This window comes from Cupriavidus sp. BIC8F (assembly GCF_032465815.1).
Classification (GTDB): domain Bacteria; phylum Pseudomonadota; class Gammaproteobacteria; order Burkholderiales; family Burkholderiaceae; genus Cupriavidus; species Cupriavidus necator.
Map to the genome: position 1 here is coordinate 3,418,129 of NZ_CP136094.1, position 20,920 is coordinate 3,439,048.

Below are 20,920 nucleotides of genomic sequence, written 5' to 3' on the forward strand. Positions count from 1 at the left end.
CGCCGCCCGAATGCCCGGACGGTGTCCTCGGGCATTGCCGGGGGGCGGTACCGCCGGCGCTACAATGGCCTGCCCAGTGCTCACAGACGCCAGCCAGTCGCCCCCGTTCACCCATGTCCGGAACGTACACGCTAGTCGGCATCGCCCGTGCCAAGACCCACCGCCGCGAGGCGCTGGTATCCCAGCTCACCACGCTGCGCTCGCGCGGGCTGACCGAGCCCGGCTGCCTGGACTACCACGTCGGGCAAGACGCCGAGGATGCGCGGGTCTTTGTGATCTATATGGTCTGGGATTCCAAGCGCGCGCTCGAATCGCACCTGAACCGGCCCTATATGCGCGATTTCCACGCCTCGCGCGCGGACTTCGTCGAAGGCGATTTCAGTTTCCGCTGGCTCAACGCCGCCTGATCCGCCTGGTCACGGGCAATCCCGGTCACTTCCGGCCGTCCCCCTGCTTGTCATTCCCGCCGCACCGATCTATCACTCAATGTGACGCCCGGAGCGGGCACGGCAGGAGTGCACCATGGAAGTCAGGGATGGATTTGCCGGCACCATCGGCCACACCCCGCTGATCCGGCTGGCCGGCCTGAGCGCCGAAACCGGCTGCGATATCTACGGCAAGGCGGAATTCCTCAATCCAGGCGGCTCGGTCAAGGACCGCGCGGCACTCTACATCATCCGCGATGCCGAACGGCGCGGGCTGCTGACGCCCGGCGGCACGGTCATCGAAGGCACCGCCGGCAATACCGGCATCGGCCTGGCCCACCTGTGCGCGGCGCGCGGCTACCGCTGCATCGTCGTGATACCCGACACGCAGTCGCCCGAGAAAATGGAGCGGCTGCGCATGCTCGGCGCCGAGGTCCGCGCGGTGCCCGCCAAGCCTTACGCCGATCCGGGCAACTACCAGAAGATTGCCGGCCGGCTGGCCGACGAAACCGACAACGCGATCTGGGCCAACCAGTTCGACAACCTGGCCAATCGCCAGGCCCACTACGAGACCACCGGACCCGAGATCTGGCACGCCACCGGCGGGCATATCGATGCCTTCACCTGCTCCACCGGCACCGGCGGCTCGCTGGCCGGCATCGCGCGCTGCCTGAAAGAGCACAAGCCCGGCGTGCGGATCGTGCTGGCCGACCCGCACGGCAGCGCCCTCTATAACTTCGTCAAACACCGCGAGCTCAAGGCCGAGGGCAGTTCGATCACCGAGGGCATCGGCACCAGCCGCGTCACCGCCAACCTGCAGGACACGCCCATCGACGACGCGGTGCGCATCGACGACCAGACCTGCGTGGACATGGTCTACCGCCTGCTGCGCGAGGAGGGGTTGTTCCTGGGCGGGTCGTCGGGAATCAACGTCGGCGCCGCGGTGGCGCTGGCGCGCGAGATGGGGCCAGGGCATACCATCGTCACGCTGCTATGCGACCGCGGCGACCTGTACATGGCACGGCTGTTCAATGAGGCCTGGCTGGAGGGCAAGGGGCTGCAGCCGATTCCGTTCCGGCGTGCCGGCCCCGCCGGGTAAATGCCTGCGCGGCTCACGCCGCCTTGAGCCGCCGCCACAGCGTGGTCGGGCTGATGCCAAGCACATGGCAGGCCGCGGCGCGGTCGCCGCCGCACTCGGCCAGCACGCGCCGGATATGCTCGACTTCGCTGGACTGCTTCACACCGGCCAGTGAACGGCGCGGGCGTGTTGCCGGCGCGGCGGGTTCAGCGCCGGCCTCAGCCGGCGCCAGCATGCCATCGCCAAACAGCTCAGGCACGGCTGCCTGCAGCTCGCGCTGCAGCGCGTCGCTGTCCAGCCGGCGCCCGGCCACCAGCACGGCGATCCGTTCGGTCACGTTTTCCAGCTCGCGGATATTGCCCGGCCAGCGGTAGCGCGCCAGCCGCGCGCGGGCCGCGGCGGGCAGGCGCTGCGGCCGGTCCATGCCCAGGCGCTCCTGGGCGCGCCGGTACAGCAGTTCGGCCAGTTCCTGCAGGTCTTCGGAGCGGTCGCGCAGCGGCGGCATCTCGATGCGCAGGATATTGAGGCGGTAGTACAGGTCCTGCCGGAATGAGCCATCGCGCACCATCGCGGCCAGGTCGCGGTGGGTGGCGCCGATCACGCGCACGTTGACCGGCACGGCGTCGAGCCCGCCGATCGGCAACACCTGCTTTTCCTGCAGCACGCGCAGCAGGCGCGTCTGCAGCGCGGACGGCATGTCGCCCACCTCGTCGAGGAACAGCGTGCCATTGTGGGCCGACTCGAACAGGCCGGCCTTGCCGCCGCGGCGCGCGCCGGTGAAGGCGCCCTCTTCATAGCCGAACAGCTCGCTCTCCAGCAGTGCCTCGGGGAAGGCCGCGCAATTGACCGCCACGAACGGGAAGGCGCGGCGCGGGCTGGCGTCGTGCATGCCCTGCGCCAGCACCTCCTTGCCGGTGCCGCTCTCGCCGCCGATCAGCACGGTGGAATCGACCGCCGCGTAGCGCCGCGCCAGCTCGCGCAGCTCGGTCATGGCCGCGGAGGTGCCGGCCAGGTCGTCCAGGCTGTAACGCACCCCGGCCGGCCGCGTGCGGGCGCGCGAGCGCAGGTTGCGGTCCACGCGCTGGATCGCGCTGGCGTCCTGGATGGTCAGCACGGCGCCGGTGGTGCCGGCCTCGCCGATGATGGGGATGCGGTTGACCACCACCATCTTGTCGCCGAGCTTGTGGATCGCTTCCAGTTCCTTGTCGCCGCTCTGCATCACGCCTTCGAGCGCCAGGTTTGGCGCCAGCGTCTGCAGCTTGCGCCCGACCGCGGCGGCGACGGAAGTGCCGAGAAAACGCTCCATCGCCGGGTTGAACGACTGGATGCGCCCTTCGGCATCCACCGCCGCCACGCCCTCGTTCAGGTGCGCCAGGATGGTGTTGACGTAGTCGCGCCGGGTGGCCTCGATGCGGCGCAGGCGGGCGGCCTCGATTGCGTCTTCCAGCGCCATGCGCACCGAGTTGCCGGAGTACAGGAACACGCCGGTCAGGCCATAGCGGTCGGCCAGGTCGGTCACCAGGCCGGGGCCGACCACGACCTGGATGCCCTCCTGCTTGAGCGCCTTTACGCGCGCGACGGCGTCGTCCTCGGTCAGGTAGGTATAGGCCGGGACCGACAGCGAGAACGCGCGCACGAATTCGTCCACCTCGGCATACGTCGACGCGTGCGTGACCAGCGCCACCCGCGGCGAAATGCGCCGCGCGGTGGCCAGTGCGCTCATCACGTCAAAACCCGTGACCTTGACCAGCACCACCGGCACATCCACGTGCTGGCGCAGGTAGGCGCCGTTGGAGCCGCCCGCCACCACCACGTCGAGCCGGCCCTCGCGCGCCTCGCGCGCCACGGCGCTGGCGGCGGCCTCGAAACCCTTGCCGACGATGCGGAATTCGGCCCGGTCGGCGTATGCCGGAATCAGGTCGGCGAAGGCGCGTGCCAGGCGGCTGATGCCGATGGCCCAGATGCGCGGACGGGCTTGCGTGGAAACGGGAGGAGCCATGGTGCAATGCGGAAAGAATGCGTGGTGAAACCCGGGACGAACAGGCGTACAGTGCTGGCACATTGTCCGCCACGCAGCCACGGATTTCAACTTTGAATTCCAAACTTGTTATTTTGAAATTCAATTGTGCTGAAAAGATGACATGAAATCGGCTGCGAGGCCAGCCGCCCTACCCGCCAGCCCAGCGCTGACAAGGGCTGGCCGATTTTCCGTGGGCTCGCCCAAGGGCTTGGCACACCCCTTGCAGTATTAGGCCCGTCCTGTTCACCAACGCATACGCCATGACCTACTCCGCTTCCGACCTCGCGCGCTCCGCTGGCGCCCGCTTCCGCCAGGCGCTTGCCGACGAGCATCCGCTGCAGGTAGTCGGCACCATCAATGCCAACCATGCCCTGCTGGCCAAGCGCGCCGGCTACCGGGCCATCTACCTGTCGGGCGGCGGCGTTGCGGCCGGCTCGCTGGGCCTGCCGGACCTGGGCATCTCGAACCTGGACGACGTGCTGACCGATATCCGCCGCATCACCGACGTGTGCGACACGCCGCTGCTGGTGGACGTCGACACCGGCTTCGGCGCCTCGGCCTTCAACGTGGCCCGTACCACCAAGTCGCTGATCAAGTTCGGCGCGGCGGCGATGCACATCGAAGACCAGGTCGGCGCCAAGCGCTGCGGCCACCGCCCCAACAAGGAAATCGTCACGCAGGGTGAAATGGTCGACCGCATCAGGGCCGCCGTCGACGCCCGCACCGACGAGAACTTCGTCATCATGGCCCGCACCGACGCGCTCGCCGTCGAAGGCCTGGACAAGGCCATCGAGCGCGCCGTCGCGTGCGTGGAAGCCGGCGCCGACGCCATCTTCCCGGAAGCCATGACCGACCTGGCCATGTACCGCAAGTTTGTCGATGCGGTGAAGGTGCCGGTGCTGGCCAATATCACCGAATTCGGCGCCACGCCGCTGTTCACCACCGAGGAACTCGGCGGCGCCGGCGTGTCGATGGTGCTGTACCCGCTGTCGGCCTTCCGCGCCATGAACAAGGCGGCGGAGAACGTCTACGCGGCCATCCGCCGCGACGGCACGCAGAAGAACGTGGTCGATACCATGCAGACCCGCGCCGAGCTCTACGAGAGCATCGGCTACCATGACTTCGAGCAGAAGCTGGACGCGCTCTTTGCACAAGGCAAGGGCAAGTAAGCAAGACTCACGCGCGGCCGGGCTTTGTCCCGGCCGCTTGCACGACAACAGACAGGCAATACCAGGCATCACACAAAGGAGACCCAGATGTCCGAAGCGCAACCGCTCGTCACTCCCAAGCCCAAGAAATCCGTCGCCCTGTCGGGCGTGACCGCCGGCAATACCGCGCTGTGCACCGTCGGCCGCACCGGCAACGACCTGCACTACCGCGGCTACGACATCCTCGACATCGCCGAGACCTGCGAGTTCGAGGAAATCGCCCACCTGCTGGTGCACGGCAAGCTGCCGACCAAATCCGAACTGGCCGCCTACAAGGCCAAGCTCAAGAGCCTGCGCGGCCTGCCCGCCAATGTGAAGGCCGCGCTCGAATGGGTGCCCGCCAGCGCCCACCCGATGGACGTGATGCGCACCGGCGTGTCGGTGCTGGGCACCGTGCTGCCGGAGAAGGAAGACCACAACACCCCGGGCGCGCGCGACATTGCCGACCGCCTGATGGCCAGCCTCGGCTCGATGCTGCTGTACTGGTATCACTACAGCCACAACGGCAAGCGCATCGAAGTCGAAACCGACGATGACTCCATCGGCGGCCACTTCCTGCACCTGCTGCACGGCGAGAAGCCGTCGGCGCTGTGGGAGCGCGCCATGAACACCTCACTCAACCTGTACGCCGAGCACGAGTTCAACGCCTCGACCTTCACCGCGCGCGTGATCGCCGGCACGGGCTCGGACATGTATTCGTCAATCAGCGGCGCGATCGGCGCGCTGCGCGGCCCCAAGCACGGCGGCGCCAATGAAGTCGCGTTCGAGATCCAGAAACGCTACGACAACCCGGACGAGGCCCAGGCCGACATCACCCGTCGCGTCGAGAACAAGGAAGTCGTGATCGGCTTCGGCCACCCGGTGTACACCACCGGCGACCCGCGCAACCAGGTGATCAAGGAAGTGGCGAAGAAGCTGTCGAAGGACGCCGGCTCGATGAAGATGTTCGACATCGCCGAGCGCCTGGAAACCGTGATGTGGGACATCAAGAAGATGTTCCCGAACCTGGACTGGTTCAGCGCGGTGAGCTACCACATGATGGGCGTGCCGACGGCGATGTTCACGCCGCTGTTCGTGATCGCGCGCACGTCCGGCTGGGCCGCGCACATTATCGAGCAACGCATCGACAACAAGATCATCCGCCCGAGCGCCAACTACACCGGCCCGGAGAACCTGAAGTTCGTGCCGATCAAGGATCGCAAGTAAGACCGGCTGCCGGTTTGCTCCGCGTCGGGTTGCATTGATCCGGGCCTGCGGGCAAGGGGGTAGTTGGTCGCTGACATGGGACCACTACCCCTTTTTCATACCTATATTGATTTCCCTACACCATGAATTCTGCAAACCGCAAACCGCTACCGGGCACCAAGCTGGATTACTTTGACGCGCGCGCCGCGGTCGAGGCAATCCAGCCGGGTGCCTACGACAAGCTGCCGTACACGTCGCGCGTGCTGGCAGAAAACCTGGTGCGCCGCTGCGATCCCGCCACGCTGACGGATTCACTGAAGCAGCTGATCGGGCGCAAGCGCGACCTCGATTTCCCGTGGTTCCCGGCGCGCGTGGTGTGCCATGACATCCTGGGCCAGACCGCGCTGGTGGACCTGGCCGGCCTGCGCGACGCCATCGCCGACCAGGGCGGCGACCCCGCCAAGGTCAATCCGGTGGTGCCGGTGCAGCTGATCGTCGACCACTCGCTGGCGGTGGAGTGCGGCGGCTTCGATCCCGATGCCTTCGCCAAGAACCGCGCCATCGAAGACCGGCGCAATGAAGACCGTTTCCATTTCATCGACTGGACCAAGCAGGCGTTCAAGAACGTCGACGTGATCCCGCCGGGCAACGGCATCATGCACCAGATCAACCTGGAGAAGATGTCGCCGGTGATCCACGCTGATAGCGGCGTGGCCTACCCCGATACCTGCGTCGGCACCGACAGCCATACCCCGCACGTGGACGCGCTGGGCGTGATCGCCATCGGCGTGGGCGGCCTGGAAGCCGAGAACGTGATGCTCGGCCGCGCCTCGTGGATGCGCCTGCCGGATATCGTCGGCGTGGAGCTGACCGGCAAGCGCCAGCCCGGCATCACCGCCACCGACATCGTGCTGGCCCTGACTGAATTCCTGCGCAAGGAAAAGGTGGTCGGCGCCTATCTGGAGTTCCGCGGCGAAGGCGCCTCGAGCCTGACGCTCGGCGACCGCGCGACTATTTCCAACATGGCCCCGGAATATGGCGCCACTGCCGCGATGTTCTTCATCGACGAGCAGACCATTGACTACCTGCGCCTGACCGGCCGCACCGACGAGCAGCTCAAGCTGGTCGAAACGTACGCCAGGACTGCCGGCCTGTGGGCGGATTCGCTGAAGAACGCCGAGTACGAGCGCGTGCTGAAGTTCGACCTGTCGAGCGTGGTGCGCAACATGGCCGGCCCGTCCAACCCGCACAAGCGCCTGCCGACCTCCGCGCTGGCCGAGCGCGGCATCGCCGTCGACCTGGACAAGGCCCGCGCGCAGGAAGCCGAAGGCCTGATGCCGGACGGCGCGGTCATCATCGCCGCCATCACCAGCTGCACCAACACCAGCAACCCGCGCAATGTGATCGCCGCCGCGCTGCTGGCGCGCAACGCCAATGCGCGCGGCCTGGCCCGCAAGCCGTGGGTCAAGTCGTCGCTGGCGCCTGGCTCCAAGGCTGTCGAGCTGTACCTGGAAGAAGCCAGGCTGCTGCCCGACCTGGAAAAGCTCGGCTTCGGCATCGTCGCCTTTGCCTGCACCACCTGCAACGGCATGTCCGGCGCGCTGGACCCGAAGATCCAGCAGGAAATCATCGACCGCGACCTGTACGCGACGGCAGTGCTGTCCGGCAACCGCAACTTCGACGGCCGCATCCACCCGTACGCCAAGCAGGCCTTCCTGGCCTCGCCGCCGCTGGTGGTGGCCTATGCCATTGCCGGCACTATCCGTTTCGATATCGAAAAGGACGTGCTGGGCACAGACCAGGACGGCAAGCCGGTCTACCTGAAGGACATCTGGCCGAGCGACGAAGAGATCGACGCGATCGTGGCAAAGAGCGTCAAGCCCGAGCAGTTCCGCAAGGTCTACGAGCCGATGTTCGCCATCACCGCGGCCAGCAGCGAATCGGTCAGCCCGCTGTACGACTGGCGCCCGCAGAGCACCTATATCCGCCGCCCACCCTACTGGGAAGGCGCGCTGGCCGGCGAGCGCACGCTCAAGGCACTGCGTCCGCTGGCGGTGCTGGGCGACAACATCACCACCGACCACCTGTCGCCGTCCAACGCGATCATGCTCAACAGCGCCGCGGGTGAATACCTGGCCAAGATGGGCCTGCCGGAAGAGGACTTCAACTCGTACGCCACCCACCGCGGCGACCACCTGACCGCGCAGCGCGCCACCTTTGCCAACCCGACGCTGATTAATGAGATGGCCGTGGTCGACGGCCAGGTCAAGAAGGGTTCGCTGGCGCGCATCGAGCCGGAAGGCAAGGTCGTGCGCATGTGGGAAGCCATCGAGACCTACATGGACCGCAAGCAGCCGCTGATCATCATCGCCGGCGCGGACTATGGCCAGGGCTCGTCGCGCGACTGGGCCGCCAAGGGCGTGCGCCTGGCCGGCGTGGAAGTCATCGTCGCCGAGGGCTTCGAGCGCATCCACCGCACCAACCTGATCGGCATGGGCGTGCTGCCGCTGGAGTTCAAGCCGGGCGTGAACCGCCTGACGCTGGGCCTGGACGGCACCGAAACCTATGACGTGATCGGCGAGCGCCAGCCGCGCGCCACGCTGACGCTGGTGGTGAATCGCAAGAACGGCGAGCGCGTGGAAGTGCCGGTGACCTGCCGCCTCGACAGCGACGAGGAAGTGTCGATCTACGAAGCCGGCGGCGTGCTGCAGCGCTTCGCGCAGGACTTCCTTGAGTCAACCCGTGCGGCTGCATAAGCTGTGACATGGGCCCGGGCGACATGCGTGCCGCCCGGGCCAACCAGGACAAAGATTTCCATGGCTCACGTACCCCAGATCAAGATTCCCGCCACCTATATCCGTGGCGGCACCAGCAAAGGCGTGTTCTTCCGCCTGCAGGATTTGCCGGAAACGGCACAAGTGCCCGGCCCGGCCCGCGACGCGCTGCTGATGCGCGTGATCGGCAGCCCCGACCCCTATGGCAAGCAGATCGACGGCATGGGCGCGGCCACATCCAGCACCAGCAAGACGGTGATCGTGTCCAAGAGCAGCCGGCCCGACCACGATGTCGACTACCTGTTCGGCCAGGTTTCGATCGACCAGCCCTTTGTCGACTGGAGCGGCAACTGCGGCAACCTGTCGGCAGCGGTCGGCCCCTTTGCCATCAGCGCCGGCCTGGTCGATGCCAGCCGCATCCCGCAGAACGGCGTCGCCGTGGTGCGCATCTGGCAGGCCAATATCGGCAAGACCATCATCGGCCACGTGCCCGTCACCAAAGGTGAAGTGCAGGAAACCGGCGATTTCGAGCTGGATGGCGTGACCTTCCCGGCCGCCGAAGTGCAGCTTGAGTTCATGGACCCGGCCGCCGAGGAAGAAGGCGCCGGCGGCGCGATGTTCCCCACCGGCAACGTGGTCGACGACCTCGAAGTGCCGGGCGTGGGCACGCTCAGGGCCACCATGATCAACGCCGGCATCCCGACCATCTTCGTCAACGCCGAGAGCATCGGCTACACCGGCACCGAGCTGCAGGACGCCATCAACAGCGACACCAAGGCGCTGGCGATGTTCGAGACCATCCGCGCCTACGGCGCGCTGCGCATGGGCCTGATCAAGAACGTGGACGAGGCCGCCAAGCGCCAGCACACGCCCAAGGTTGCCTTCGTGGCCAAGCCGGTCGACTACACGGCCTCCAGTGGCAAGAAAGTGGCCGCGGCCGACGTGGACCTGCTGGTGCGCGCGCTCTCCATGGGCAAGCTGCACCACGCCATGATGGGCACGGCGGCAGTGGCGATCGGCACCGCCGCGGCCATTCCCGGCACGCTGGTCAACCTGGCCGCCGGCGGCGGCGAGCGCAACGCAGTGCGTTTCGGGCATCCGTCCGGCACGCTGCGCGTGGGCGCCGAGGCGCAGCAGGTCGATGGCGAATGGGCGGTCAGGAAGGCCATCATGAGCCGCAGCGCGCGCGTGCTGATGGAAGGCTGGGTGCGCGTGCCCGGCGACGCATTCTGAGCTGAGCCACACCCGCGAGGCCGTTCATGTCCACCGACACGCCGTCCGCGCAACGCCCCGATCCGGACCAGGTGCTGGTCGACATCGTCGACTATGTCACCCGGTACGAGATCAAGAGCGGCCTCGCCTACGACACCGCCCGCAACTGCCTGATCGACACGCTCGGTTGCGGGCTCGAGGCCCTGTCCTACCCGGCCTGCGCCAAGCTGCTGGGTCCCATCGTCCCGGGAACGGTCGTGCCCAACGGCGCGCGCGTGCCGGGCACCCAGTTCCAGCTGGATCCGGTCCAGGCCGCGTTCAATATCGGCGCGATGATCCGCTGGCTGGATTTCAACGACACCTGGCTCGCGGCCGAATGGGGCCACCCGTCGGACAATCTTGGCGGCATTTTGGCCACCGCCGACTGGATCTCCCGCAATAACGTCGCCGCCGGGCGCCAGCCGCTGACGATGAAGGCGGTGCTGGCGGCAATGATCAAGGCGCATGAGATCCAGGGCTGCATCGCGCTGGAAAACTCGTTCAACCAGGTCGGCCTGGACCACGTGGTGCTGGTCAAGGTGGCCTCCACGGCCGTGGTCGCGCAGATGCTGGACCTCACGCGCGACGAGATCCTCAATGCCGTGTCACTGGCCTGGGTCGACGGCCAGAGCCTGCGCACCTACCGTCACGCCCCCAACACCGGCAGCCGCAAGAGCTGGGCCGCGGGCGACGCCACCAGCCGCGCGGTGCGCCTGGCGCTGATCGCGCGCACCGGCGAGATGGGCTATCCGTCGGTGCTGACGGCAAAGACCTGGGGCTTCTACGACGTCTTGTTCAAGGGACAACCGTTCCGCTTCCAGCGGCCGTACGGGTGCTACGTGATGGAGAACATCCTGTTCAAGATCTCGTACCCGGCCGAGTTCCACGCGCAGACCGCGGTGGAGGCAGCCATGCAGCTGCACGGTGCGCTGGCGCTCGCGGGGCGCAGCGCCGCGGACATTGCCGCCATCACCATCCGCACGCACGCGGCCTGCCTGCGCATCATCGACAAGCAGGGGCCGCTCGACAACCCCGCGGACCGCGACCACTGCATCCAGTACATGGTGGCCGTGCCGCTGCTGTTCGGCCGCCTGACCGCCGCCGACTACGAAGACAAGGTCGCAGCCGACCCGCGCATCGACGCGCTGCGCGGCAAGATCACCTGCGTGGAGGACCCCGCACTGACGCGCGACTACCACGACCCCGGCAAGCGCTCGATCGCCAATGCGCTGACCGTGACGCTGGCGGACGGCACCGTGCTGGACGAAGTGCTGGTCGAATACCCGCTCGGCCACAAGCGCCGCCGCGCCGAGGGCATCCCGCTGCTGGTGGAGAAATTCCGCACCAACCTCGCCCGCCGCTTCCCGCCGAAACAGCAGGCCGCCATCCTTGCCGTGTCGCTGGACCAGGCCCGGCTGGAGGCGGTACCGGTCAACGAGTACCTCGATATGTATGCGATTTGAGTTATCGCCCCGCCCTGTTCATGCCGAATCGGCATAACCCTCGCACGGCACCTCCCGCGCAAATTTCTCCTCACGTATAGTTTCTGCCGCTGCCCGAACCGGGCCCTGCACCACAGGCCCGGTTTGGTCAGCCACTGACTGAACACGGACGGCACCATTCCGCCCATAAGGTATGGCGCGCCGATTCCAGTACGGGCCACACGCTCGTATAGATACCGAGGAGAACCATGAAACCTATCGCCCGCGTCACCACGCTGGCCGCTGCCCTGTTGTCGGCGAGCCTGATCACCGCCACCGCCCACGCGCAGCTCGCACCCGCCGCCCAGCCTGCCGCCGCCGCTGCCACGGCCCCGGCGGAAGCCCGCAAGGCCAATATCGTCATCATCGGCACCGGCGGCACCATTGCCGGCGCCGGCGCGTCGGCGACCAACACGGCGGCCTACCAGTCCGCCGTGGTGCCGGTCGACAAGATCATCGCCTCGGTGCCCGAGATCGCCAAGGTTGCCAACGTCAAGGGCGAACAGATCTTCCAGATCGGCTCGGAGAGCTTCAACAACGAGCGCCTGCTGAAGCTGGGCAAGCGCGTGTCGGAACTGCTCAAGCAGCCAGACGTGGACGGCATTGTCATCACGCACGGCACCGACACCATCGAGGAAACCGCCTACTTCCTGAACCTGACGCTTAAGAGCGACAAGCCGGTGGTGGTGGTGGGCTCGATGCGCCCTGGCACCGCGCTCGGCGCCGACGGCGCGCTGAACCTGTACGACGCCGTGCTGGTCGCGTCCAACCCGGCGTCCAGGGGCAAGGGCACGCTGGCGGTGCTGAACGACGAGATCCACACCGGCCGCGACGTCACCAAGAGCAACACCTTCAAGGCCGAGACCTTCCGCTCGCCGTTCGGCCCGCTGGGCTACGTTGTGGAAGGCCGCACGCTGTTCTACCGCCTGCCGGCGCGTCCGCACACGATGCAGACCCAGTGGGATATCGACAAGATCGACAAGCTGCCGGAAGTGGCCGTGGTCTATGCCTACGGCAACGCCAACCCGGCAGCGGTCGACGCTGCGGTGAAGAGCGGCGCCAAGGCGATCATTTACGCCGCCACCGGCAACGGGAGCGTCGGCGACTACATGGTCGAGCCGCTCAAGGCCGCGCGCGCCAAGGGCGTGCAGATCGTGCGCGCCTCGCGCACGGGCAGCGGCGTGGTGGTCCGAAACGCCGAGCAGCCGGACGACAAGTACGACTGGATCGTCACCGAAGACCAGCTGCCGCAGAAGGCACGCATCCTGATGGCGCTGGCGCTGACGCAGACCAGCGACACCAAGGCGCTGCAGCAGGTTTTCTGGAAGTACTGATGGTGTCGTGGGGCAAGCGGTCTCGCCGCTAGACGCTCCTGCGCTCACCCCCAGCCCCTCTCCCGCCCGCGGGAGAGGGGCACAAACCGGCGGCTGCGCCGCCCGGCAGCAATTTCCCGGCCTCCCCGGCTTTTTCCCCTTCCTTTACAGCGGGGTCGTCCAGCACGATCTGGCGCATCGCCAGCGCCATCGCCTTGTCGATCCCTTCGTCCACCAGCGGGCTGCGGCTTTGCACGATCAGCAACGGCATGGCGTCAGCCAGCCGGCGGCTGCGTGCCATGCCTACCATGGGTCCCTTTGAATTCTCCGCAATTTACCGGTGTAGCGACTCCTGGCATTCATGCGGGTTTCCGGGCGATGCCTGCCTGAAATCCCCGTCAGATAAGGCATTTGCTGACTGGTCCTTTCCGCGCCGTCACCCAACGTTGCTGAGGCCTCCGCGGAGGCCTGGCACGGCTCGCCAGCGCTTCACGGCCCGTTTTGGTCAGATAACAGGGCGCGGGCAGCGCCGACGGTCGCGGCGATCGCACACGCCGAACGCCGCTGGCCCAGCCCTATTCGAGCATCCCATGCAGTTAACATGTGCACGTAACCGATCAACATCAAGTTGAATTTCCCCGGCTATGAATCCATGATGAATTCATGCCGCCCTCCATCGCAGCAAGCGCGAAGTGCCGGCTCATCCGAGACCCTCACGACAGTTACAGTCAGCAGAGAACCAGGAGAAGCCATGCGGGTATGCCAGATCGAAGGTGAATGGAAGAGGGAAAACATTCGCATTAGTGAACGTCCACTACCAATACCAAGGGACGGCCAGGTCCGGGTCAAGATCTCGGCGAACGCATTGAACTATCGGGACTTAATCATCCCACTTCGCGGCTACGGCAAACGCATGCAAGCGTTACCCCTGGTGATGCTAAGCGACGGTGCCGGCAGTATCGACGCAGTAGGGCCCGGCGTCTCGCAGGTTCAGGTGGGCGAACGCGTGTGTCCGGTCTTCTACCAAAGCTGGCTGAGCGGTGCGCCCGACAATGCGCGCTTCCGATATAGCCTGGGCTGTGAGCAAGATGGCACGATGGCGGACTATATCGTGCTCCCGGCAGAGGGAGTCTGTGCAGCGCCGAACCATCTGACTGACGTCGAGGCTGCAACGCTCCCGACTGCGGCGGTAACAGCCTGGCGGGCTTTGGTCACGGAAGGGCGAATCAAGCCGGGGGACACGGTGCTGGTCCAGGGGACCGGGGGCGTTTCGCTTTTCGCCCTGCAGTTCGCCAAGCTCCTGGGGGCTCGTGTCATTGCCACGTCTTCGAGCGATCAAAAGCTTGCGAAAGTGCGTGCGCTGGGTGCGGACGAAACCATTAACTATCGTGAGAACGAGCAATGGGGAAAAGCCGCACGAGATATCGCCGAAGGCACTGGCGTTGACCACGTCATTGAGGTTGGAGGTGCTGGAACTCTCGAGCAGTCCCTCCGTGCAATACGTACCGGGGGAACGATCAGCTTGATTGGTGTGCTCGCCGGCTCAGATTGCAAGGTGCCATTGGGGCAGGTCGTGACGCGTCACATCCGACTACAGGGCATTACCGTCGGCAGCCGGGATGATTTCGAAGCGATGGCCACCGCTATCGCCCAGCACAAGCTCCGCCCGGTGGTTGACCGAGTGTTTGCTTTCGATGAATTAGGCATGGCGCTTGATTACCTTGCCAGCGGGCAGCATTTCGGCAAGGTCTGCATACAACATGCGAAGGCCTAAATACCCTCGCATCGCATACGCGCTTATGGTGCTCGGCGCCCGCAGAATCCAAGACTTTCGATCATGACTCCGGTCAGGCACATCTATGTGGCAACCATGATTGCGGGCCTCGCTATCCTGGATTGCTGCTCCAGCCGGTCATCGTCCGCGGCACTGGTTGAGGTAACTGCTGCAAAAAAGATAACCGTGCAACGCCCGCAGCTATCTGGACGACGATCGGGATGCCACGATCATGCGTCTCGCATGAACAACGCGACGTTGTCCTGGACCAGTTTCGCGACAAAACTGGCCACCACGCGAATATGCGCCGCCTTGCGGTGGTCCTCGTGCACATGCATATGGAATGACCGTGTCAGGCTGAACTGCCCGGGCAGCACGGCAACGAGATCTGGAAACGACGCTGCAATATATGCTGGGAGGATCGCCAGCCCGTGTCCGCCCGCCGTTGCGAAAACTTGAGGCAGCAACGCCGAGCTCCGGATGCGTGGCTGAATACCTGCATCTATGGCGTGCAGATAGTTGAGTTCCGGAGCAAACAGTCCCTCCTCGACGTAACCGGCAAAGGGATGGTCTTTGAGGTCCTGCATCCCCCTGATCGGCGCCGCGTGACGCAGATAGGTGCTGGAGCCATACACAAACATGCGGTAATCGGTGAGCCGTCGTGACGCCACCCGCAGATGTTGTGCTCCGGAAAGGCTGATTGCGATATCCGCCTCCCGCTTCGACAGGCTGAAGATCCTTGGCGCGGCGAAGATTTCAATCTCCAGGCGCGGATTTGCTTCGGTCAGTTCATGAACCCGCGGTGCGAGAAAGTGTGAACCAAATCCGTCAGGCGCGCCGATGCGCACGACGCCTTCCACTTCATTGGTTTCAGCACCTGCCATCGCGCGAGAGGTGTAGAACGCGCTCTCGATGCCTTGCACGATTTCAAGCAACCGCTCTCCTTCTGGCGTGAGAACGTAACCTGTCGTGCTCTTATGGAACAGCCGGTTGTTCAGTCCACTTTCCAGTGAGCGAATACGCCGGGACACCGTCGTGTGTTCGGTGCCGAGCCGCTCTGCGGCCGCCGACAGCGTTCCGGTCCGCGCCACCGCAAGAAAATAGCGGTAGTCGTCCCAGTTTTCCGATAGCTTTCTGGATACCACGATGCACCTTCGATGGCTGTGTTGGTCTCCTGTAGTAATTCTGATCTGTGCAACACAAATCGAATAACTATGCTTCGACCGCATCTTCAAAATCATCGCCCGTCGTGAACGTCCTCACCGGGTTCCGTACTCAGGCCCATGGTGGCTTCTGAGCAAACCTCTCCTCAATCCATTGCTTGAAGAGCTTCAATTTTGCAGGAGTGTGCTTGATCGACGGCGTGACCAAATAAATGCCGGAGCGCGCATCAAGACGCCATTGTGGCAACACTCTGACGAGCTGCCCCGATGCGATATCCCGACTCATCAACCAGTCGCCACCCGCAATGATGCCGACCCCTCGCACCGCTGCCAGAAGCAGTGTTGAATTCTCGTTGCTGGAAAGGTTTCCGCGAACGGTAACCGTCTCCTTATGGCTTCCATCCGAAAGCTTCCACGCAGGATACGTGGCAAGCCCGGTGAACCCGAGGCAATTGTGACGGACCAGGTCAGCCGGCGTTTCCGGCATGCCCCGCTTGCGCAAATAGTCTGGCGAAGCACAGAGGATCCTTTGGTGGTCACATAGTTTCCTGGCCCGTAGCCGGCTGTCGCTCAACTCACCCACACGAATCGCCGCGTCGAAACTCTCACCGATGAGGTCCACGAACTGCTCGGAGTATTCCGCATGGACGATCAGATCAGGATTCATTGACGCGAACTCGGCAATCATGGGAGCCAGCCACATCCGCCCAAGCGCACCCGGCAGAGCGAGACGAAGCGTTCCCGTTGCCTGCACTGCGGATTCAGACACCTCGCGCTCGGCATCCGCCAGTACCGCCTCCGCTTCGCGCAACCGCTGGATGTACCGGATTCCCGCTTCGGTAAATCGGACATGACGCGTCGACCGTTCGACCAGGCGGACGCCAAGCCGTGACTCCAGTTCCGCGATACGCTTCGAAATCACGGTCGGATGTCGTTGCAGAATCTTGCCCGCCTGGACAAAAGTACCGCCCTCGTGCAAGGCAAGCAGTGCCCCGATTTGGTCGGCATATTGACTTTCGAATGCGCTCATTGTTGCGGCCGGCTAGACGGCATGCGCCGTCGTCAGCTCGGCTTCCCGTGACATCAGGGCTTCAGTATAACGGCCCCCTCTGCCTTGCCTTGCTCCAGCAGCGCATGAGCTTGGCGCACGTCGGCAAGGGAGAATGTGTGGCGGGGATCAGCGCGGATAACTCCTGCGTGGAGAGCGCGCAGCACCTCATGCGCGCGCTGCTGGTACACCTCTGCCGACGCTGTATGCGCCGCCAGCGAGGGGCGTGTCAGGTACAGGGAACCCTTTGCATTCAGCGTCGATACGCTGACGGGGGATGGAGCGCCTGAGGTCATGCCAAACGACACCATGAGGCCGCGCGGGCGAAGGCACTCCAGCGAGGCATCGAAAGAAACCTTGCCCACGCCGTCATACACCACGTCCGCCTTCCGGCCCCGCGTGATGTCCGCCACCTGTTCACCCAGTGTGGCTGCGTCAAATACCAGCACATGATCGCAGCCCGCCGCACTGGCCCGCTCGACACTCGCGGATCGCGATACCACGCCGATGACATGCGCGCCCAGATGCCTGGCCCATGGGACCATGATCTGCCCCAGTGCCCCGGCTGCGCCGTAGATGACCACCACTGTGTCATCCCCAACCGGGTAGGTAGTGGTCAGCAGATACTGCGCAGTAATCCCTTTGAACAGCACGGCAGCCGCCTCTTCAAAGCTCACGGCGTCCGGCAGCCTGACCAGCCGCTCGGCCGGATATCGTCTGCCGCTCGCATACGCGCCCAGCGGGCCCGTTGCATAGCCCACGCGATCCCCCACCCGGAAATCCGTGACGCCCTCGCCCACGGCACCAACGGTACCAGCGCCCTCGAGCCCGAGCCCCGACGGAAGTGTCACTGGCGCGTCTCCCCGGCGTTGACTGATATCGAGCGGGTTGACGCCGATCGCCTCCTGGTCCAGCCAGACTTCGCCAGGTGCCGGACTCTCTCGGCCGACCTCGCGGCATTGCAGCACCTCCGCGCTACCTGTTGCGGATATCCGAACCACTACAGCCATTTCGACTACTCCTTGTATTCCGGGAATGAAACTGTCTGTCCCTTACAGTAGGCGCTCGCGAGTTGCCTCGCAATAGCATCTCGCGCATCGATGAGCTGCACATGTTGCAGCAATCGGGAGTGAGTGGGGTTCACCGCCTCTGTCCGCGCCGGGTCAGGCTGAAGGGGTGCAGGACAAAAAAAGGGGCCGCGATACCATCGCGGCCCGAAGGACACCAAGTGGAAAAACTCAAATCGCCTTGATAAAGGGATGCACGTTCACGTCCTTCCAGACCTTGTTGATGTAGAACGGGTCGCCATGCCCAAAGGCGCGCGCTTCTTCCAGATCGCGGGCCTCGACGAGCAGCATGCTGCCGATGCGCCGCTCTCCCCGTGTATCGGTCAGCGGGCCCGCAGCAATGATGGGGATAGGCGCCGATGAAAGATAGGCACGATGTGCAGCATAGTGCTGGTCGCGCGCTTGTGGCGTCGCCGGGTCGTCCAGGCAATAAATGACGAAATGCATGAAATCTCTCCTTGTCCCTACCAGTTTGCCGGACTGGCGCGGGGCCCGCGAAAGCGATTCGGGCCATACCTGCCGCGCCGCCCGGCCATTCCTCCTATCGCAGGGCAATGGTGGTGTTTACGCCTTCATTGACGGTCGCATCGTCAAACCAGCGCGCCGTCACCGTCTTCGTCTGTGTGTAGAAGTGGACCACCTGCTTGCCATACGCGCCCAGATCGCCAAGCTTCGAACCGCGCGAACCGGTGAAGCTAAAGATGGGGACCGGCACCGGAATGGGAATGTTGATGCCGACCTGGCCCACATCGATCTCACTCTGGAACTTGCGCGCCGCCGCACCGCTTTGGGTAAAGATGCTGACACCATTACCCATCGGATTGCGATTGATCAGTTCGATAGCGTCGTCCAGCGAGTCCGCCTCCATCACACAGATCACGGGGCCAAAGATCTCTGTCTCATAGACGGTCATGCCCGGCTTCACATCCGAGAAGATCGTCGGACCGATGAAGTTGCCTTCGGCGTAGCCGTCGACCGCAATATCGCGCCCGTCGAGCGCGAGGGTCGCGCCTTCCTTCACGCCGGCGTCGATCAGGCTGAGGATGCGCGCCTTGGCCGCGCGGGACACGACCGGCCCGACGTCGGTACCCGGCTCCGTGCCGGCATTGACCTTGAGGCCGCGCGCACGGTCGACAAGATCCGGCAGCCATCCTTTAGACGCACCGACCAGCACCACCACCGACGTGGCCATGCACCGCTGTCCCGCGGCACCGAAGCCCGCACCAGCCAGTGCATTGAGGGTCTGCTCCTTGTTCGCGTCCGGCAGAACCACGGCATGGTTCTTCGCGCCCATCATCGACTGGACGCGCTTGCCATGCTGGCTGCCAAGGTTGTAGACGTGCGTGCCAACATGCGTCGAACCGACGAACGAGATGGCCTTGATGTCGGAATGCGTGCAGATGGCATCCACGACTTCCTTGCCGCCATGCACCACGTTGAGCACGCCAGCCGGGACGCCGGCCTCGAGTGCAAGCGCTACCAGTTCCATCGTGGACAAGGGATCTTGCTCCGACGGCTTGAGGACGAAGGTATTGCCGCAGACGATCGCCATCGGGAACATCCACAGCGGAATCATCGCCGGGAAGTTGAACGGCGTGATGCCGGCGCAAACGCCGATCGGCTGTCTTAGCGTATACGTGTCCACCTTGCCAGCGACATTCTCCGCGAATTCTCCCAGTTGGAGCGTGCCGACTGAGCACGCGTGCTCGACGACTTCGAGACCGCGGAAGATGTCGCCCTCGGCGTCCGGAAGCGTCTTTCCCTGCTCCGCGGTCAGCGTCTGCGCGATGCGCTTCATGTTCTGACGCACCAGGTCCTGGAACTTCAGCATCACCCGCATGCGCGTACCGATCGGTGTCACGCTCCACGTACGGAACGCCTTCTGCGCGGCCTCCACGGCGGCGTTCAGTTCGCCCATCGTGGCATACGGCACGCGGCCAATCACCGCCTGCGTCGCCGGATTGACGATGTCGCGCCATTCTTCACTCTTCGATTCGACGAAAGCGCCGTCGATCAGCAGCTTTGCGGTACGCAGGCCTTGCACGCCATGGACGTTTCTTTCAACAGCGATATTCACAGATCACTCCTTTTGATTGAACCCTCTTTCTCAAGCCTGGGCGGACACAGCGCAAGCAAGTTCCGCCCGCTGGCCTGCCGGACCAGCCGTACACAGCGGCTAGTCGACGCTGGTGCCGCGCGTTTCCCGCACGAAGAACAGGCAAACCACGCAGCTCATCGCCGCGATCACGATCGGGTACCACAATCCCGAATAGATGTTGCCTTGGGCCGCAACGATCGCAAAGGCGGTGGCAGGCAGGAAGCCACCGAACCAGCCATTGCCGATGTGGTACGGCACGGAAAGGCAGGTGTAGCGGATGCGCGCGGGGAAGCACTCCACCAGCATGGCTGCCATCGGCCCATACACCATCGTGCCGTACAGCATGAGGACTACGAGGATGAGGATGGTCATCGGCACATTGACGCGAGCAGGATCAGCGGCACGCGGGTAGCCTGCCTCGGTCAATGCCGTCACCAGTGCAGCGTTGAATGCAGCCGCCTTGGCTTTGGCGTTCTCCGAAGCCGCATCGTAGGAGGCAATCTGGACCGAGCCCACCACGATCGTTGCCGTCTGCGGTGCTGTTGCAGCCTGGTTTTCATAGCTCAATCCTGCTTTCGACAATGCGGCTTTTGCCACGTCGCAGGAACTCGTGAACTTTGCCGTGCCAACTGGATTGAACTGGAATGAACACTCCTTGGGATCAGCGATCAGGACAATCGGCGAGTTCTTCTGCGCGGTTTCCAGGGCAGGATTGACGTAGTGCGTCAATGCCTTGAACAGCGGCATATAGGTCAGCACGGCAAGCAGACAGCCGATGAACATGATCGGTTTGCGCCCGATCCGATCCGATAGCGTCCCAGCGACGACGTAGAACGGGGCGGAGATCAGCAGCGCAGCAATGAGGATCGTGTTCGTCATCGACCCTTCCAGCTTCAATGTTTCGGTAAGGAAGAACAGTGTGTAGAACTGGCCGGTGTACCAGACCACCGCTTCCCCGGCAGTGACACCGAACAGGGCAATGAGCATGAGCCGGACGTTTTTCCACTGCCCGAAAGCCTCCTTGACGGCATGCGG

At 64.5% G+C, this 20,920-nt stretch carries 16 protein-coding genes and 1 pseudogene; 9 read left to right on the forward strand and 8 right to left on the reverse strand.

What is annotated here, in order from left to right; translation table 11 throughout:
• Positions 1-113: 113 nt before the first annotated feature.
• Together RS901_RS15800 and RS901_RS15805 are read left to right on the forward strand one after the other, a co-directional pair.
• Positions 114-407 (forward strand): putative quinol monooxygenase, encoded by a 294-nt coding sequence (locus tag RS901_RS15800; RefSeq protein ID WP_010812104.1) that lies wholly within the window; start codon positions 114-116, stop codon positions 405-407.
• Positions 408-522: 115 nt separating this feature from the next.
• Entirely contained in the window at positions 523-1,524 is a 1,002-nt protein-coding gene (locus RS901_RS15805; RefSeq protein WP_316149732.1) for a cysteine synthase A, read from the forward strand.
• Positions 1,525-1,537: 13 nt separating this feature from the next.
• Here the strand turns inward: RS901_RS15805 and prpR are convergent, their stop codons facing one another.
• Positions 1,538-3,502 (reverse strand): propionate catabolism operon regulatory protein PrpR, encoded by a 1,965-nt coding sequence (gene prpR / locus RS901_RS15810; RefSeq protein WP_316149733.1) that lies wholly within the window; start codon positions 3,500-3,502, stop codon positions 1,538-1,540.
• A gap of 281 nt (positions 3,503-3,783) precedes the next feature.
• Between prpR and prpB the strand changes: the two genes are divergently transcribed.
• From prpB to RS901_RS15840, 6 genes are all read left to right on the forward strand, one after another.
• Positions 3,784-4,692 (forward strand): methylisocitrate lyase, encoded by a 909-nt coding sequence (prpB, locus tag RS901_RS15815; protein WP_013956854.1) that lies wholly within the window; start codon positions 3,784-3,786, stop codon positions 4,690-4,692.
• An 87-nt stretch (positions 4,693-4,779) separates the two neighbouring features.
• Positions 4,780-5,937: a bifunctional 2-methylcitrate synthase/citrate synthase gene (gene prpC / locus RS901_RS15820; protein WP_316149734.1), complete on the forward strand. Its 1,158-nt coding sequence runs from the start codon at positions 4,780-4,782 to the stop codon at positions 5,935-5,937.
• Between the two features lie 122 nt (positions 5,938-6,059).
• A complete protein-coding gene (gene acnD / locus RS901_RS15825; RefSeq protein WP_316149735.1) occupies positions 6,060-8,672 on the forward strand; it encodes a Fe/S-dependent 2-methylisocitrate dehydratase AcnD in 2,613 nt (870 codons plus the stop codon).
• Between the two features lie 60 nt (positions 8,673-8,732).
• Positions 8,733-9,923 (forward strand): 2-methylaconitate cis-trans isomerase PrpF, encoded by a 1,191-nt coding sequence (gene prpF / locus RS901_RS15830; protein ID WP_316149736.1) that lies wholly within the window; start codon positions 8,733-8,735, stop codon positions 9,921-9,923.
• Between the two features lie 26 nt (positions 9,924-9,949).
• A complete protein-coding gene (locus tag RS901_RS15835; protein ID WP_316149737.1) occupies positions 9,950-11,404 on the forward strand; it encodes a bifunctional 2-methylcitrate dehydratase/aconitate hydratase in 1,455 nt (484 codons plus the stop codon).
• 227 nt (positions 11,405-11,631) lie between these two features.
• The gene (locus RS901_RS15840; protein WP_316149738.1) at positions 11,632-12,756 is read left to right on the forward strand and encodes an asparaginase; all 1,125 of its coding nucleotides are present in this window, start codon (positions 11,632-11,634) and stop codon (positions 12,754-12,756) included.
• A gap of 28 nt (positions 12,757-12,784) precedes the next feature.
• Here RS901_RS15840 and RS901_RS15845 read toward each other — a convergent pair whose 3' ends face one another.
• A complete protein-coding gene (locus RS901_RS15845) occupies positions 12,785-13,045 on the reverse strand; it encodes a hypothetical protein (RefSeq protein ID WP_316149739.1) in 261 nt (86 codons plus the stop codon).
• Positions 13,046-13,486: 441 nt separating this feature from the next.
• Between RS901_RS15845 and RS901_RS15850 the strand changes: the two genes are divergently transcribed.
• A complete protein-coding gene (locus RS901_RS15850) occupies positions 13,487-14,509 on the forward strand; it encodes an NAD(P)-dependent alcohol dehydrogenase (protein WP_316149740.1) in 1,023 nt (340 codons plus the stop codon).
• Positions 14,510-14,739: 230 nt separating this feature from the next.
• Here the strand turns inward: RS901_RS15850 and RS901_RS15855 are convergent, their stop codons facing one another.
• From RS901_RS15855 to RS901_RS15880, 6 genes and pseudogenes are all read right to left on the reverse strand, one after another.
• A complete protein-coding gene (locus tag RS901_RS15855) occupies positions 14,740-15,750 on the reverse strand; it encodes a LysR family transcriptional regulator (protein WP_316149741.1) in 1,011 nt (336 codons plus the stop codon).
• A gap of 34 nt (positions 15,751-15,784) precedes the next feature.
• Positions 15,785-16,702, reverse strand: coding sequence for a LysR family transcriptional regulator (locus RS901_RS15860; protein WP_316149742.1), 918 nt, complete (start codon positions 16,700-16,702; stop codon positions 15,785-15,787).
• A gap of 53 nt (positions 16,703-16,755) precedes the next feature.
• Positions 16,756-17,730, reverse strand: coding sequence for a quinone oxidoreductase (locus RS901_RS15865; RefSeq protein WP_316149743.1), 975 nt, complete (start codon positions 17,728-17,730; stop codon positions 16,756-16,758).
• A 228-nt stretch (positions 17,731-17,958) separates the two neighbouring features.
• Positions 17,959-18,234: a YciI family protein gene (locus tag RS901_RS15870; RefSeq protein WP_316149744.1), complete on the reverse strand. Its 276-nt coding sequence runs from the start codon at positions 18,232-18,234 to the stop codon at positions 17,959-17,961.
• Positions 18,235-18,328: 94 nt separating this feature from the next.
• Positions 18,329-19,858, reverse strand: coding sequence for a CoA-acylating methylmalonate-semialdehyde dehydrogenase (locus RS901_RS15875; protein WP_316153535.1), 1,530 nt, complete (start codon positions 19,856-19,858; stop codon positions 18,329-18,331).
• Positions 19,859-19,963: 105 nt separating this feature from the next.
• Positions 19,964-20,905: pseudogene (locus RS901_RS15880) on the reverse strand (MFS transporter); the annotation flags it as partial.
• Positions 20,906-20,920: the final 15 nt, after the last annotated feature.

Excerpts from the sequence above, each read along its gene's own strand:
- RS901_RS15800 (WP_010812104.1), top strand. The coding sequence starts at position 114 with ATGTCCGGAACGTACACGCTAGTCGGCATCGCCCGTGCCAAGACCCAC.
- RS901_RS15805 (WP_316149732.1), top strand. The coding sequence starts at position 523 with ATGGAAGTCAGGGATGGATTTGCCGGCACCATCGGCCACACCCCGCTG.
- prpR (WP_316149733.1), bottom strand. The coding sequence starts at position 3,502 with ATGGCTCCTCCCGTTTCCACGCAAGCCCGTCCGCGCATCTGGGCCATC.
- prpB (WP_013956854.1), top strand. The coding sequence starts at position 3,784 with ATGACCTACTCCGCTTCCGACCTCGCGCGCTCCGCTGGCGCCCGCTTC.
- prpC (WP_316149734.1), top strand. The coding sequence starts at position 4,780 with ATGTCCGAAGCGCAACCGCTCGTCACTCCCAAGCCCAAGAAATCCGTC.
- acnD (WP_316149735.1), top strand. The coding sequence starts at position 6,060 with ATGAATTCTGCAAACCGCAAACCGCTACCGGGCACCAAGCTGGATTAC.
- prpF (WP_316149736.1), top strand. The coding sequence starts at position 8,733 with ATGGCTCACGTACCCCAGATCAAGATTCCCGCCACCTATATCCGTGGC.
- RS901_RS15835 (WP_316149737.1), top strand. The coding sequence starts at position 9,950 with ATGTCCACCGACACGCCGTCCGCGCAACGCCCCGATCCGGACCAGGTG.
- RS901_RS15840 (WP_316149738.1), top strand. The coding sequence starts at position 11,632 with ATGAAACCTATCGCCCGCGTCACCACGCTGGCCGCTGCCCTGTTGTCG.
- RS901_RS15845 (WP_316149739.1), bottom strand. The coding sequence starts at position 13,045 with ATGGTAGGCATGGCACGCAGCCGCCGGCTGGCTGACGCCATGCCGTTG.
- RS901_RS15850 (WP_316149740.1), top strand. The coding sequence starts at position 13,487 with ATGCGGGTATGCCAGATCGAAGGTGAATGGAAGAGGGAAAACATTCGC.
- RS901_RS15855 (WP_316149741.1), bottom strand. The coding sequence starts at position 15,750 with ATGATTTTGAAGATGCGGTCGAAGCATAGTTATTCGATTTGTGTTGCA.
- RS901_RS15860 (WP_316149742.1), bottom strand. The coding sequence starts at position 16,702 with ATGAGCGCATTCGAAAGTCAATATGCCGACCAAATCGGGGCACTGCTT.
- RS901_RS15865 (WP_316149743.1), bottom strand. The coding sequence starts at position 17,730 with ATGGCTGTAGTGGTTCGGATATCCGCAACAGGTAGCGCGGAGGTGCTG.
- RS901_RS15870 (WP_316149744.1), bottom strand. The coding sequence starts at position 18,234 with ATGCATTTCGTCATTTATTGCCTGGACGACCCGGCGACGCCACAAGCG.